Source organism: Sphaerisporangium rubeum (assembly GCF_014207705.1).
Lineage (GTDB): Bacteria > Actinomycetota > Actinomycetes > Streptosporangiales > Streptosporangiaceae > Sphaerisporangium > Sphaerisporangium rubeum.
Genome location: NZ_JACHIU010000001.1, coordinates 449,392 through 464,502, shown reverse-complemented (window position 1 = coordinate 464,502; position 15,111 = coordinate 449,392). Strand labels below are relative to the sequence as shown.

Annotated in this window: 8 protein-coding genes; all 8 read right to left on the bottom strand. The window is 71.8% G+C overall.

Features of this window, described 5'->3' with window-relative positions; genetic code table 11:
• Positions 1-64 precede the first annotated feature (64 nt).
• Positions 65-865 (bottom strand): phytanoyl-CoA dioxygenase family protein, encoded by an 801-nt coding sequence (locus BJ992_RS01860; protein ID WP_184978232.1) that lies wholly within the window; start codon positions 863-865, stop codon positions 65-67.
• Between the two features lie 12 nt (positions 866-877).
• A complete protein-coding gene (locus BJ992_RS01855; protein ID WP_184978231.1) occupies positions 878-2,248 on the bottom strand; it encodes an MFS transporter in 1,371 nt (456 codons plus the stop codon).
• 8 nt (positions 2,249-2,256) lie between these two features.
• On the bottom strand, positions 2,257-3,645 hold the full coding sequence (locus BJ992_RS01850; protein WP_184978230.1) for an MFS transporter: 1,389 nt from the start codon (positions 3,643-3,645) through the stop codon (positions 2,257-2,259).
• A gap of 15 nt (positions 3,646-3,660) precedes the next feature.
• Complete coding sequence (locus BJ992_RS01845; RefSeq protein ID WP_184978229.1) at positions 3,661-4,908, bottom strand: cytochrome P450; 1,248 nt, start codon at positions 4,906-4,908, stop codon at positions 3,661-3,663.
• A 22-nt stretch (positions 4,909-4,930) separates the two neighbouring features.
• Positions 4,931-6,064 (bottom strand): aminotransferase class I/II-fold pyridoxal phosphate-dependent enzyme, encoded by a 1,134-nt coding sequence (locus BJ992_RS01840; RefSeq protein WP_184978228.1) that lies wholly within the window; start codon positions 6,062-6,064, stop codon positions 4,931-4,933.
• Between the two features lie 111 nt (positions 6,065-6,175).
• Positions 6,176-8,758 (bottom strand): amino acid adenylation domain-containing protein, encoded by a 2,583-nt coding sequence (locus BJ992_RS01835; protein ID WP_184978227.1) that lies wholly within the window; start codon positions 8,756-8,758, stop codon positions 6,176-6,178.
• A gap of 2 nt (positions 8,759-8,760) precedes the next feature.
• Positions 8,761-11,937 carry a non-ribosomal peptide synthetase gene (locus tag BJ992_RS01830; RefSeq protein WP_184978226.1) on the bottom strand — a complete coding sequence of 1,059 codons (3,177 nt, stop codon included), beginning with the start codon at positions 11,935-11,937 and terminating at the stop codon, positions 8,761-8,763.
• A 2-nt stretch (positions 11,938-11,939) separates the two neighbouring features.
• Positions 11,940-15,110: a non-ribosomal peptide synthetase gene (locus tag BJ992_RS01825; RefSeq protein WP_184978225.1), complete on the bottom strand. Its 3,171-nt coding sequence runs from the start codon at positions 15,108-15,110 to the stop codon at positions 11,940-11,942.
• Between the last annotated feature and the right edge of the window lies 1 nt (position 15,111).

The window sequence follows — 15,111 nt, the reverse complement described above, 5'->3', positions numbered from 1 at the left end:
CGGCCGCCGGCCGCACCCCTTTCACCGTTCGTGGTGTCACGCCGGACGGATCACCTCGGCGCCGTCACGACCACAGGCCTCCGACGAGCGGCGCCAGCGGGGTGGTGTCGGAGGCGGACAGGAACTCCGGACGGCGGCTCGGCTCGTCGGGGACGTTGTCCACACTGTTGTAGGTGATGATGAGCAGTTGCCGGTCGTACGGCGACATGTTGGTGCCTGAGCCGTGGACCAGGCGGGGGTCGAACAGCACCATGCTGCCTGCGCTGCCGGTCGCGGCCCGCATGCCGAACCTCGCGACCATCGAGGCGAGCTGGCCGGCGGTCAGCGCGTAGTCGAGGTCGGCCGCGAGGTTGGACTTCCAGCTCTCCTCGCCGCCGGCGGCGCCGCGCCGCTCGGTGGGGAGGGTGCCCATGTGGTGCGAGCCGGGGAGGAACAGCAGAGGGCCGTTGTAGGGGGTCGCGTCGTCGAGCAGGAGTGCGACGTTGGTGACGAGCGGCGCCGGCATGCCGTCCTCCCGTTCCCAGAAGATGTAGTCCTGGTGCCAGGGCCACACGTCGCCGGCCAGCGCGCGTTTGGCGTTGACCTTGCTCTGGTGCACGTAGACCTTGCTCGCCAGCAGTTGCTCGGCCGGCATGAGCAGGGCCGGCAGGCGGACCAGGCGGGAGAACACCTCGCTCACCTGGTGGCAGCCGTGGACGCCGCGGATCGTCGTGCCGTCCTTCTCCAGGACCCGGCCGGGGTGGTCGGCGCGGTAGAGGCGCTCGACCTCGTCCCGGAGGCCGGCGAGGTCGCGCGGCGTCAGCACGTCCGGTACGACGAGGAAACCGGCGTCGTGGTATTCGCGGAGCTGTGCGTCATCGAGCACGGCGTGTTCTCCTCACGAGACGGTCTCGCTCTGCCGCGGCTCGGGTTCTCCGGCCTCCGGCGGACCTTCGGGTGTCACGTCCTCGGGGGTGACGTCGGGGAGTTCGTCCTCCAGGTGCCGCAGCCTCGGTGACAGGTACGCCACGACGGCGCTGAGCGCGAGCAGCAGGCCCATCACCATCATCAGCAGCGCGAACCCCCGGCCCGGGCCGTCGCCGATGATCGCCGCGAGCAGCGGCGAGTGGACGCGGTCACGGCCGGCGAGCGGCTGGAAGACGTAGTCGGCGGCGAGGCCGGTCAACGCGAACGCCAGCAGCTTCGGCACCGACGCGATCATGTTGCGGAGCGCGATGACCCGGCCGAGCAGGTGTGGCTCCACCTTGGACTGCCACACGATCTGGTTGCTGCCGATGACGACCGCGAGCACCGCGAAGAACACGAACGCGGCGACGGCCACCAGCACCGCGTTCGGCCGGGTGGCCCCCGCGACGACGGCGACGGCGAGCAGCAGCGAGCCGCCGAGTACGGCACGCACGCGCCGCCGCGGGCCTCCCCACGCGGTCATCGCCAGGCTGCCGACGATCATGCCGACGCCGCCGCAGGTCAAGATGGTGCCGAGCACACCGGATGACGCGAAGGCGAGGACGAGCGGCGTGATCGACACGTCGACGAAACCGGCGCAGAACTCCAGTGCCGCGATGAAGCCGAGCAGGGCCAGCAGCCCGCGCCGCGCCGCGACGTACCGCCACGCCACCCAGAAGTCCCCGAGCAGCGCCGTGGCGCCGGCCGGCCGGTCGGCGGCCTGCGGGGGCCGCGGGATCCGCACCAGGAGCAGTGCGACCAGGGCCACGGCGATCGCGGTGCAGTCCATCAGGATGATGCCGTCGATGCCGATGACCAGCAGCAGGAACCCGCCTGCCACGGGTGCGAGTACCTGGCTGGACGCCACCGCGATCAGCCGCAGCCCGTTGGCGCGGCCGAGCTGCTGTTTCGGCACCAGCAGCGGCAAGGACGTCTCGAACGCCGGCATCGCGAGCGCGCCGAGCGCCGACAGGCAGGCGACGACGACGACCACCGGCCACACGGCGGTGGCGTCGGCGGCGAGCGCGACCGCCAGGAAGAGCATGACGAACAGCGAGCCGACACCGGACGTGATCATGGCGCGTCGCGCGCCGAACCGGTCCACCAGGGACCCGGCGAACGGCGAGGCGACGAGGAACGGCAGGGACGACAGCGCGTAGACCAGGCCGAGCGCCGTGGCCGAGCCGGTCACCTGGTAGACGTAGACACTGAGCGCGAATCCCGACAGCGCCGACCCGGTCAGCGAGACGAACTGCCCGCACCACAGGACGACGAAGGCGCGGAAACCCGAGGCGGGTGCCATGGCCGCCGTCACCGCCGCGCCGGGTCGGCGGGTGTCACGCCGGCCAGGTCCTCGGGGGTCACGTCGGGGAGCGCGTCCTCCAGGCCGTTCAGCCGGCGGTGCCGGTAGGCGTACAGCGTGCAGAGCGCGACCACCACGCCGGCGGCCAGCATGAGCAGCGCGAACCCGCGGTTGCCTCCGTCCCCGACCAGGGCCGCCACGACGCGTGAGCGGACCTGGTCCTCGCCGACCAGCGGCTGCAGCGCACCGCTGAGCACGCCGGCGGTGACGTTGCCGAGCATGAGCAGACCGGCGTAGACGACGTTCTTCAGCGCCATCACGCGGCCGAGCAGCTCAGGTTCGACCTTGGTGTTCAAGACGGTGTGGAAACTGCCGATGATGATCGACGTGGTGCCGAGGAAGACGAAGGCCGCCACGGCGATCAGCACGATGTTCGGCCGGAGCCCGCCGAGGACCATCGCCGCCGCGAAGAGCAGCGTCCAGCCGAGCATGCCGTTGACCCGGCGGCGCGGCCCACCCCAGATCGTCATCGCCACACCGGTCAGCGTCATGCCGAGCGCTCCGACCGCGAGGACCGCGGCGAGCGACGTCTCCGGCGCGAAGGCGAGCACGAGACCGGGGAGCAGCACCTCGACGAAGCCGATGCCGAAGCTGACCACGCCGAAGAACACCATCAGCGCGACCATGCCGTGCCGGACCTTGATCTGGTCCCATGCCTCCTTGAAGGCGGCCAGGGACGAACGCGCGGGGCTGTCCGCCGCGTCCTGCCGCGTGGCCAGGGGGATGCGCACGGCGGCCACGGTCAGCACGGCGAGCGCCAGCAGCACGGCCACCAGCAGGCCGATGCCGCCGAGGCCGATGGCGTTGATCAGCAGGCCCGCGGCGATGGGGCCGAGCACCGCGCCGAGGCCGTTGACCAGCATGCGGGTGCCGTTCGCGCGGCCGATGTGCCGTTTCGGCACCAGCAGCGTCACCGACGTCTCGATGGCCGGCAACAGCAGCGACTTGAGTATCGGGACGATCATGATGACGGCGAACGCGTGCCACACCGAGAAGTCGCCGGTGAGGAACGGCACGACGAGGCTCGCCGCGAGCAGGATGCCGCCGATGTTGCTCACCAGCAGAGCCCGCTTCACCCCCCACCGGTCGATGAACGAACCGGAGAAAGGCGAGCTGACGAGGAACGGGATGAAGGGAAGCGCGAACATGATGCCGAGCCACGGCAGCGGGTACTTGTCGTAGAAGTAGAAGGCCGCCGCGAAGTTGAGCACCGTCAGGCTCGTCACCGCGACGAACTGACCGCACCACACGATCGTGAAGGTGCGCACCCCGCGCACCGGCGGGGCGGTCGCCGCGCCGTCGTGGTCGTCGCGCGTGTCGGCTTGGGAAGTGCTCATCGTCGACCCCAATGATCAGTTGGACGTACCCGCGGCCACTGCTCGGCGCCGGTGGGTCACCGCGCACGGCAGGGAGGCGAACCCTCGCTGGTGCGGGGAGTGCACACGCCGGACGTTGGTCATGTCGATCTCGTACTCCGACACCAGCGCGCCGATCTCCTCCAGCGCGATCCGCATCTCCAGTCGTGCGAGCGCGGCGCCGAGGCAGTGGTGCGGGCCGTGGCCGAAGCTGATCATCTTGCTGGTGTCGCGGTCCAGGTCGAACCGCTCCGGCTCGTCGAACACGCGGCGGTCGCGGTTCCCCGAGGCCGGCAGGATCGCGACCCGCGCGCCTTTCTTCAGCTCCACGCCGTGGATGACGGTGTCCGCGGTGAGCATGCGTGCCGTCATCTGGCTGGCGGAGTCGTAGCGCAACGTCTCGTTGGTCCATTCGAGCGCGCGTCCGTTGAGCCCGGCGCGCTGGATCTCCGGCTGCCGCCAGCCGTGGTACCAGGCGTTGCCGATGGTCTTCCCGGTGGACTCGTTCCCCGCGCTGATCACGAGGAACAGGAACGCGACGATCTGCGTGTCGGTGTGCCGGACGCCTTTGACCTCGGCCTTGAGCATGGTGGAGGTGAGGTCGTCGCCGGGGTTGCGGCGCAGGTCGCGGACGAACTCCACGAAGTAGTCGGCGAGCCGGAGCGCGGCGGCCACCGAGTTCGGGCCCCGGTCCTCCGACCCGTCGTCACGCTGGTTGAGCTGGTCGGTGTCGGCGCGGATCTGGTCCCAGTCCGCGGCGGGGATGCCGAGCATCTCGCAGACCACGTCGTTCGGCAGGCCGGCGGCGTAGTCGGCGGCGAAGTCGAACCGGTCCAGGTCGCGCAGCGGCGCCAGCCGCTCACGTGCCAGCTCGCGGATCCTCTCCTCCAGGGCCGTGACCTTGCGCGGCCCGAACGCGGCCCCCACGGGGCCGCGGTACGCGCCGTGCTCCGGCGGGTCCATCGCGAGGAAGAAACTGGTCTGCACCGCGTGCGGCCCCCAGAGCTCCGCCTCCAGCGAGATGCCGTTGACGTTGGAGAACAGCTTGGGGTTGCGCAGCGCCGCCACGATGTCGGCGTGCCGGGACAGGGCCCAGAAGTCACGCTCCTCGTTGCGGTACAGCGGCGCGTGCTCACGCATCCACGCGTAGGTCGGATAGGGGTCCTCGTGGATCCGGTAGTCGAACGGGTCGTAACCGAGAACGGCCCGCTGGTCCCCGGGTGGCGCCATGGCGTCGGTGCTCATCGATTCTCCCGTCGAGGCGACGTCAGCCGGCGTCCACGCTGAGGTCGCGGTACGCCTGGGCCAGCGTCCGCGCCCCGCGTTCGACGACCTCGAACGGCCGGGCCAGCGACACGCGGATGAAGCGCAGCCCGCTGTCGGGGTCGGCCCAGTGGAACGGCGTGCACGGCAGCATGTGGACGCCGCGGACGACCATGTCCTTGTAGAGCACCGCCGAGTCGGGGCCGCCGGGGGGAAGCTCGATCCGCGCGACGCTGATCTGCGACTCGGGGTCGGCGAGCCGCAGCCCGACGGCCTCGACGGTCTCCTTGACCACCGCGCGGTTGCGCTCCACCAGGTCGCGGGCCCGCTCGTAGCCGCCGTTCACCCAGTCCCCCGCGAGGGCCTTGATGAGCTGGAGGACGACCGGTGAGGCGGCGAGCAGCGACTCGGAGAACGCGCGCTCGATCGGCAGCCTGGTCCGCTCGCTGTACGCCAGCAGGCCGATCTTCAGCTCGTGCGTGGGCCAGAGCTTCCCGGTGTCCTCGATGACGATCCAGCTCGCGCCGGCCTCTTCGAGCACCGCGTACGAGTCGTACTGCGCCTCACGGACCTGGCCGCGGAAGCTGGCGTCGATGATGACCGTCTGGCCGTGCCGTACGGCGTGCTCGGCGAGCGACCGCAGGTGTCCCTCCGGCATGACGAGGCCCGTCGGGTTGTTCGGGTGGGTCACCACGATCGCGCTCACCGGCGCGCCGGGCCATTCCTGCGCGAGCATGGCGGGCTCGAACAGCGGCACCAGCGACAGGCCGCGGGTGACGAACAGGTCCGCGATGTTGTCGAACGTCGGGTGCAGCACCGCGATGACCGCGCCGGCCGGCAGTGCCCTGGCCACGATGTCGGTGGCCAGTGTCGAGGAGTAACAGCTCAGGATCCGGCCCGTGCCGACCGGCGCGCTGTGCTGTCCGATCGCGCCGAGGAACGCCGCGTGCGCCTCCCGTTCGATGTCCGGGAAGGACCGGCGGGTGGCCTCGGCGAACATGTCGGGGATGCGCTCGACGATGGCCGCCTGCTGCGCGGAAAGGACGAGCCGTGCGTGTCCGTCGGTGAGGTTGAGTCCGCCGCCGGGGTCGGTCAGCGCCTCGACTTCCATGGTGGTCAGGCTGGCAAGCTCGCTCATCTCATAGTCCTTCGGGGACGTCGGCGTCGCCGCGCGTATGCCACGGCAAGGGTCACCGGCTCAACAGCAAGTACTTCGCCTACCAGGACATTAAGGTGCCGATGTCCCTGTTCACCTGTCCCCTCTAAGGGGGACCAGTGGGGTGCGCTCCAGGCAGTCGCGCAGCACGGCGGCCAGTTCCTCCAGGTGGGGGGGCTGCAACATGCTGTAGTGGTCACCCGGCACGGTCCGGTGTTCGAACTCCGGGGAGAGATGCCGCCACGCGGCGACGTCCGTGGCGGTGCTCGCCGCGGCGCTGATCAGCACGAGCCGTCCCGGGAACCGGCGCGGCCGGTGCGTGAACATGGCTCTGGTGTTGCCGGCGAACAGCCGCATGCGGGTCCGTAGTTCGTCATGTGTGCCATCGGGGACGAGACCGGCGCGGTCGAGCACCGCGAGCGCCTGTTCCTCCAGCGCGTCCCTCGCCAGGTGCCTGAACGACTCGGGATCGAGGTCCGGTGGCCGCACCCCGGCGATGCCGGTGAGGTCGCGCACGAACGCGGTGAGCACCTCCAGGTCGCCGGGGACGCCGAGGCCGCCTGGCAGTCCGCTGTCCAGCGCGACGACGATCTCGACGTCGTCGTCGGCGCCGGCCAGTTGCCTCGCCATCTCCACGGCGATCAGGCCGCCGAGCGACCAGCCGCCGAGACGGTACGGCCCCTTGGGCCGCACCCGGCGGACCAGGTCGATGTACTCCGAGGCCCGCTTGGTCAGCTCCGGCGCGCTCGGCGCGCCACGCAGGCCCGGATCCTCGATCGCGTAGAACGGCTGGTCGGGGCCGAGCAGCGGCGCGAGGCGCACGTAGTGGCCGACGGAGCCGCCGACGGGGTGCACGAAGAACAGCGGCGGCCGGGTGCCTCGCGGCTGGAGCGGCGCGGCGGAGTCGGAACGCGTGTCGGTGTCGCCGCTGTCGAGGCGCGCGGCGAGCTGCCGCAGCACCGGGTTGGTGAACAGGTGGCGGGTCGTCACCGCGACGTTCAGATGTCTCCTGATGCGCGCGGCGAGCTGGCTGCCGTGCAGGGAGTTGCCGCCGAGCTCGAAGAAGTTGTCGTCGGCGCCGACACGCCGCACCCTCAGCAGTTCCTGCCAGGTCTCGGCGAGCCAGCGTTCCGTGCCGGTGCCGGGGGGGACGTACCGCCTGGCGCTCGGGGCCGGGTCGGGGAGCCTCGCCGTGTCGAGTTTGCCGTTCGGGGTCAGCGGCAGCTCGGGGAGCGTCACGAAGACCGAGGGGATCATGTACGTGGGGAGCCGCGCGGCGAGATGCCTGCGCAGGTCCGCGTCGCCGGCGTCGCCGGCGACGTAGGCGGCGAGGCTGTCGCCGCGCAGGACCACGGCGCAGTCCCGCACGGCCGGATGTCCCGCCAGGACGTGCTCGATCTCACCGAGTTCGATGCGCTGGCCACGCAGCTTGACCTGCCGGTCGGTGCGGCCGAGATATTCGAGCAGCCCGTCGGGCCGCCAGCGCACCAGGTCGCCGGTGGCGTACATGCGTTCCCCCGGCCGGCCGCTGTAGGGGTCCGGCAGGAAACGCTCGGCGGTCAGCCCCGGACGGTTGAGGTAGCCGTGGGCCAGGCCGGCGCCGGCGATGTGGAGCTGGCCGGAGATGCCGACCGGCACCGGACGCAGGCGTTTGTCCAGGACGTACGCGCGGTGGTGCGGCAGGGCCGTGCCGATGGGGACCGTGCCGTGCAGGGGGGTCTTCTCGCAGACGTAACCGGTGCAGATGACGGTGGCCTCGGTGGGGCCGTACCCGTTGTGCACGGTGAGGCCGGGCCGCGACCAGCGGTTGACCAGTTCGGCGCCGAGCGCGGACCCCGCGCACAGGATCGCACGGAGCCCGCTGTCCCTCAGTGGCGCCGGGTCCAGCAGGGCCAGGATCGCCGGGGGGATGTAGGCGACCGTGACGTGCTGCTCCAGCAGGAGCGCGGTCAGCGCCGCCGGGTCGGTGACGACCGCCGACGGAGCGCCGACGACCGTGCCTCCGGCGAGCAGGGTGGCGAAGGTGTCGAAGACCGTGACGTCGAACGCCGGGTTGGCGACCTGGGGGACGACGTCGGCGGCCGTGAGGCCGTGGTGTGCCGTCGCGTTGCGGCAGTAGGTGTGCACCGACCGGTGACTGACCATGACCCCCTTCGGCGTGCCGGTGGAGCCGGAGGTGTAGATCACGTACGCCGGATCGAGCGGCCGCACGCCGGCGTCCGGCGGGGTGCCGGGCCGGCGGGCCAGATCGGCCTGGCGGAACGGGTCGTCCAGGACCCAGGTCGCGGTGGCCGGGGCCACCTCGGCGGCCGTCGCCGCGAGGTCGGACGTCGTCAGCAGCAACGGCGAAGCCGCGTCGCCGACCTGGAACGCGAGCCGGGCCGGCGGGTTGCGCGGATCGAGCGGCATCCACGCCGCTCCGCTCATGGACACCGCGAGCTGCGCGACCAGCAGGTGCGGGCCGCGTTCCAGCAGCAACGCCACCACTTGACCACGGCCCGCGCCGGCGTCGCGCAGCGCGTGCGCCAGCCGAGCGGCACGCCGGTCGAGTTCGGCGTAGGTCAGCTCGACCGGCTCACCGGCGGGGCCGGCGACGAAGCGGAACGCGACACGGCCGCCGTCATGGCCCGCCGTGACCTGGTGCAGCAGCCCCGCGCCGGCGACGACGGCCCGCACCGCTACACGCCTCCCATCGGCCCGGCCGGGTTCCACGACAGCACCTGTTGACGCTCGCTGCTCGACATGATGTCGATGTCCTCGGCGATCACATCCGGTTCGGCCAGGCCGTTGGCGAGCGCCGCCAGGTAGTGGTCGAACAGGCGCTCCATGCGGTCGGCGTCGAACATCTCCGTGGAGTACTCCATCGACAGCCACAGGCTGTCCGGAGTCTCGATCAGCTCGATGCCGATGTCGAACCGCGAGACGCGGCTGACCGTGTCCAGAGGTCGCGCGTCCACGTCGCCGAGCGTGAGGTCGGCCTGGCTGCCGGCGGGCTGGAGCGTGAGGCTGACCTGGAACAGGGGGTTGCGTCCCGCGATCCGCTCCGGCTGGACCGCGTCGACGATCACGGCGAACGGCACGTCCTGGTACGTGGTCGCGTCCAGCACCGTCGCGTGGCAGCGGCCGACGACCTCCGCGAACGTCGGCTCGCCGCCGAGGTCGGTACGCAGGACCACGGTGTTGGCGAAGAACCCGATGATGCGTTCCATCTCGGGACGGGTGCGGCCGGAGACGATGGACCCGATGACGAGGTCGTCCTGACCGGTGTAGCGGTGCAGCACCGTCAGCAGTCCCGCCTGCGCCACCGCGAGGAACGACACCCGGTGCGCACGCGCGTACGCGCGCATCGCCTCGGCGGTGGCGGCCGGCACCTCGCGGGTGGTCGCGGCACCCGCGCCGGTGGGCCGCGCGGGACGCGGCCGGTCGGCGGGGAACTCCAGGGTCGGCAGACCGTCCAGTGCCTCACGCCAGTGGCCCACGCGGCGGTCCATCTCGGCCTCGTCGAGCCGGCCGCGCTGCCACACCGCGTGGTCACCCGGCTGGAGGTACACCTCAGGCAGCCCGGCCTCCTCCCCGCGGCTCTCGGCGGCGTACGCCACCGACAGCTCGTCGGCGAGCATCCGCAGCGACCAGCCGTCGGAGACGATGTGATGCATCACCGGCACCAGGATGTGCTCGTCCGGCCCGAGCCTGGCCAGCCCCGCGCGGAACAACGACCCGGCCGCGAGGTCGAACCGCCGCGTCATGTGCTCGTTCACCCACGACTCGACGTCCTCGGCTCCGACGTGCTCCACCGTCAGCGTGACCGCAGAAGGCGGCGGCTCGATCACCTGGCGGGGGACACCGCGCTCCTCGACGAACCTGGTGCGCAGTCCCTCGTGCCGCACCATCAAGGTGTGCAGGGCCCGTTCCAGCGCGGGGATGTCGAGCGGACCGCGCAGCGCCAGCGCGAACGACAGGTTGTAGATGGACGACATCCCCATGCGTTCCAGGAACCACAGGCCTTCCTGCTGCGGGGTGCACGGCAGCGCGCCGTCGCGTGCCACCGGCACGATCGGCTGCTCCCCGGTGGCCGCCTCCGACTCCGCGAGCCGCGCGGCGAGGTCGGCGAGCGTCGCCTCGGTGAACAGGTGCTGCAGGTCGAGCTCGACGCTCAGGTGCTCGCGGACGCGCGCGGCGAGCTGCGTGCCGTGCAGGGACGTGCCGCCGAGGTCGAAGAAGTTGTCGCCGGCGCCGACTCGGTCGACCTTCAGCAGTTCCTGCCAGGCCTCGGCGAGCCATTGTTCGGTCTCGGTGGCCGGTGCCACGTACTGCCTGGCGCCGGGCCTCGGGTCCGGCAGCGCGGCGAGGTCGAGTTTGCCGTTGGGGTTCAGCGGCAGCGCCGGCAGCGTGACCCACGCGGTGGGGATCATGTAGGGGGGGACGTCGCGGGCCAGGTGCTCGCGCAGTTCGGCGGGGTCAGGGTCGCCGTGGCCGGGCTCGGTGACGACGTACGCGGCGAGGTAGGAGTCGTCGCGCATGGTCACGGCGCACTGCCGCACGGCGGGGTGCCTGGTCAGGACGTGTTCGATCTCGCCGAGCTCGATGCGCTGGCCGCGCAGCTTGACCTGCCGGTCGGTGCGGCCCATGAACTCCAGCTGACCGTCGGGCCGCCAGCGGACCAGGTCGCCGCTGGCGTACATGCGGTCCCCCGGCTCGCCGCCGTAGGGATCCGGCAGGAAACGCTCGGCGGTGAGGCCGGGCCGGTTGAGGTAGCCGTGCGCGAGACCGCTGCCGGCGATGTACAGCTGGCCCGCCACCCCGACCGGCACCGGCCGCAGCCGTTTGTTCAGCACGTAGGTGCGCTGGTGCGGCAGGGCCGTGCCGATGGGGACGGCGCCGGGGAGCGGCGTGGGGGGACACACGTAGCTGGTGCAGATGACGGTGGCCTCGGTGGGGCCGTAGCCGTTGTGCACGGTGAGGCCGGGCCGCGACCAGCGGCCGGCCACCTCGGCGCCGAGCACGGACCCGATGGCGATGACCGCGCGGAGCGGGCCGCCGGCCAGCCGCGCCGGGTCCATCAGGGCCAGGATCGGCGGCGGGACGTAGGCGACCGTGACGCGCTCCTCGATCAGGAACGTGGTGAGCGCGTCCGGCTCGGTCATCACCGACGACGGAGCGCTGACGACGGTGCCGCCGGCCAGGAGAGTGGCGAACGTGTCGAAGATCGTGACGTCGAACGCCGGGTTGGCGACCTGCGGGAGGACGTCGGCGGCGGTGAGGCCGAGCTGTTCCACCGCGTTCCCGCAGTAGACGTACGCCGACCGGTGCGAGATGAGGACCCCTTTCGGGGTGCCGGTGGAGCCGGAGGTGTACATCAGGTACGCCGCGTCGCCGGGGCTGACGTCGACGTCGGGGGCCGTGCCGGGGTGGCGGGACAGCTCCGCCTGCCGCAGCGGGTCGTCGAGGACCCACGTCTCGGCCGCGGTCACCTCGGCGGCCAGGGCCGTGAGGTCCGACGTCGTGAGCAGCAGCGGCGCCGCCGCGTCGCCGGCCTGGAACGCCAGCCGGGCCGGTGGGTTGCGCGGGTCGAGCGGCATCCAGGTGGCGCCGCTCATCATTACCGCGAGCTGCGCGACCATCAGGTGCGGCCCGCGTTCCAGCAGCAACGCGACCACCTGACCCGGCCCGAGCCCGGCCTCACGCAGCGCGTGCGCGAGCCGGCCGGCCCGGCGGCCGAGCTCCCCGTAGGTCAGCTCGGCCCTTTCACCGGCACTTCCCGTGAAGCGGAACGCGACACGGCCGGTGTCGTGTCCCGCTGTGACGTGGTGCAGCAGCCCTGATGTGGCGACCGCACCGGCGACGACGGTGTGCACCGCTACACGCCTCCCTCTTCGACGGCACCGCTGGTATCGGCCGGGTTCCAGGCGTGCAGCACCTGCTGACGCTCACTGCTCGACATGATGTCGATGTCCTCGGCGATCACGCCGGGGTCGGCGAGGCCGTTGGTCAGCGCCGAGACCAGGTGGTCGAGGAACCGCTCCATGCGGTCGGCGTCGAACAACTCGGTGGAGTACTCCACCACCAGGTCCAGGTCGTCACCGCTGTCGATGACGTCGATCGCGAGGTCGAACCGCGCGGCGCGGTTGGCCGCGTCCAGGGACTCGGCCGCCACGTCGCCGAGCGACAGGTCGGCCTGGTTGTTGGACGGCTGGAGCGTCATGCTGATCTGGAACAGGGGGTTGCGTCCGGCGACCCGCTCGGGCTGGAGCGCGTCCACGATCACCGCGAAGGGAAGCTCCTGGCGTTCGGTGGCGTTCAGCACCGTCTCGTGGCAGCGGTCGATGACCTCGGCGAACGTCGGTTCGCCGCTCAGATCGGTGCGCAGCACCACGGTGTTGGCGAAGAACCCGACCAGGGGCTCCAGCTCCGGACGCGTGCGGCCGGAGAAGATCGACCCGATGACGAGGTCCTCCTGACCGGTGTAGCGGTGCAGCACGGTCAGCAGTGCCGCCTGCACCACCGCGAGGAACGACACCCGGTGCGTACGCGCGTACGTGCGCGCCGCCGCGGCGGTGCCGGCCGGCACCTGGCGGTCGGCCGCCGTTCCCTGCCCGGTCGGGTCGGCGGAACGCGGCCGGTCGGCGGGGAAGTCCAGCGTCGGCACGTCCGCCAGGGCCTCGCGCCAGTAGCCGAGCTGCCGGTCCATCTCGGCGCCGTCGAGCCAGCCGCGCTGCCACACCGCGTGGTCGGCCGGCTGGAGCGTCATCTCCGGCAGCGACACCCCTGCCACGCCGCGCTCGGCGGCGTACAGCGCGCCGAGCTCGTCGGCGAGGATCTTGGCCGACCAGCCGTCGGCGATGATGTGGTGCACGACCAGCGCGATCGCGTGGTGGTCCGGTCCGACATGGGCCAGCGCCGCGCGGAACAGCGACCCGGCCGCGAGGTCGAAGGGTCTTCTGGTCCACTCGAAGGCCCACGACTCGACCTCGTCCGCCTTCATCGGCACCACCGGCAGCGGGAACACCGCAGGCGGCGGGTCGACGACCTGGCGCGGCAGGCCGTCCTCCTCGGTGAACCTGGTGCGCAGCGCCTCGTGCCGCACCACCAGGCCGCGCAGGGCCCGCTGCAAGGCGGGGATGTCGAGCGGGCCGCGCAGCGCCAGCGCGAACGCGATGTGGTACATCGACGACGACGGGTCCATGGACTGCAGGAGCCACAGGCCTTCCTGCTGCGGCGTGCACGGCAGCGCGCCGTCGCGCGGCACCGGCACGATCGGCTTGAGCGCCGGCGCGGCCTCCGACTCCTCCAGGCGTGTGGCGAGGTCCGCGAGCACCGGGTTGGCGAACAGGTGACGCAGGTCCAGCTCGATGAGCAGATGTTCGCGGACCCGCGCGGCGAGCTGGCTGCCGTGCAGGGAGTTGCCGCCGAGTTCGAAGAAGTTGTCGTCGCAGCCGACGCGTTCGACCTTCAGCAGTTCCTGCCACGCGCCGGCGAGCCAGCGTTCGGTGTCGGTGCGCGGCGGCACGTACTCCTTGGCCTGCGCCACCGGGTCGGGGAGCTTGGCGAGGTCGAGCTTGCCGTTGGGGCTCAGCGGCAGCTCGGCCAGCGTCACGAAAACCGAGGGGATCATGTACGCGGGGAGCTGTTCGGCGAGGTGGACGCGCAGGTCCCCCTGGTCGGCGTCGCCGACGACGTACGCGGCCAGGTAGTCGTCCCGCATGATCACGGCGCACTGCTCGACGGCGGGATGCCTGGCGAGGACGTGCTCGATCTCGCCGAGCTCGATGCGCTGGCCGCGCAGCTTGACCTGCCGGTCGGTGCGGCCCATGAACTCCAGCAGGCCGTCCGGCCGCCAGCGCGCCAGGTCGCCGCTGGCGTACATGCGGTCCCCCGGCCTGCCGTAGGGATCAGGCAGGAAACGCTCGGCGGTGAGGCCGGGCCGGTTCAGGTAGCCGTGCGCGAGGCCCGCGCCGGAGATGTAGAGCTGGCCCGCCACCCCGACCGGCACCGGCCGCAACCGCTTGTTCAGCACGTAGACGCGGTGGTGCGGCAGGGCCGTGCCGATGGGGACGGTGCCCTGCAACGGGGTGTCGGGACAGACGTAGTTCATGCAGGCCACGGTGGTCTCGGTGGGGCCGTACCCGTGGTGCAGGGTGAAGCCGGGCCGCGACCAGCGGGCCTGCACCTCGGCGGCGAGCGACTCCCCGCCGGCCACGAAGCCGCGCAGCGCGCTTCCGGCGAACTTGGCCGGGTCGAGCAAGCGCAGGAACGCCGGGGTGAGGAACGAGAACGTGACCCTCTCGGCGACGATCAGCTCGGTGAACGCGTCCGGGTCGGTGATGACGGCGAACGGCGCGCTGACGATGGTCGCACCGGCCAGCAACGTGGTGAAGGTGTCGAAGACGGTGCCGTCGAAGGCGGGGTTGGCCGTCTGGAGAATGCGGTCGCCGGGGGTGACGTGGTGGTGTTCGAGCACGTTCACGCAGTACGTGTACGCCGACCGGTGCGAGACCAGGACGCCTTTGGGGGTGCCGGTGGAACCCGAGGTGTAGATCACGTACGCCGGGTCGTGCGGCCGGACGTCCACCTCCGGCGCGGTCTGCGGGTGACGCGCCAGCTCGGCCTCCCGCACCGGGTCGTCCAGGACCCACGTGACGGTCGCGGGGGCCACCTCGCCGGCCAGGCCGGCCAGGTCCGAGGTGGTCAGCAGCAGCGGCGCCGCGACGTCGGCGGCCTGGAAGGCCAGCCGGGCCGGCGGGTTGCGGGGATCGAGCGGCATCCAGGCCGCTCCGCTCATCATGACCGCCATCCGCGCGACCATCAGGTGCGGGCCGCGTTCCAGCAGCAACGCCACCACCTTCCCCGGACCGGCCCCCGCTTCGCGCAGCGCGTGCGCGAGCCGGCCGGCCCGGCGGCCGAGCTCCCCGTAGGTCAGCTCGACCGGCCCCGCGCCGTCCACGAACCGCAGCGCGACGCGGCTTTCGTCATGGCCCGCCGTGACCTGGTGCAGCAGCCCCACGGCCGCGCCGGCGACAACTGTGTGCACC

Coding starts and splice junctions, on each gene's coding strand:
- BJ992_RS01845 (WP_184978229.1), bottom strand. CDS start 4,908: ATGAGCACCGACGCCATGGCGCCACCCGGGGACCAGCGGGCCGTTCTC.
- BJ992_RS01850 (WP_184978230.1), bottom strand. CDS start 3,645: ATGAGCACTTCCCAAGCCGACACGCGCGACGACCACGACGGCGCGGCG.
- BJ992_RS01855 (WP_184978231.1), bottom strand. CDS start 2,248: ATGGCACCCGCCTCGGGTTTCCGCGCCTTCGTCGTCCTGTGGTGCGGG.
- BJ992_RS01840 (WP_184978228.1), bottom strand. CDS start 6,064: ATGAGCGAGCTTGCCAGCCTGACCACCATGGAAGTCGAGGCGCTGACC.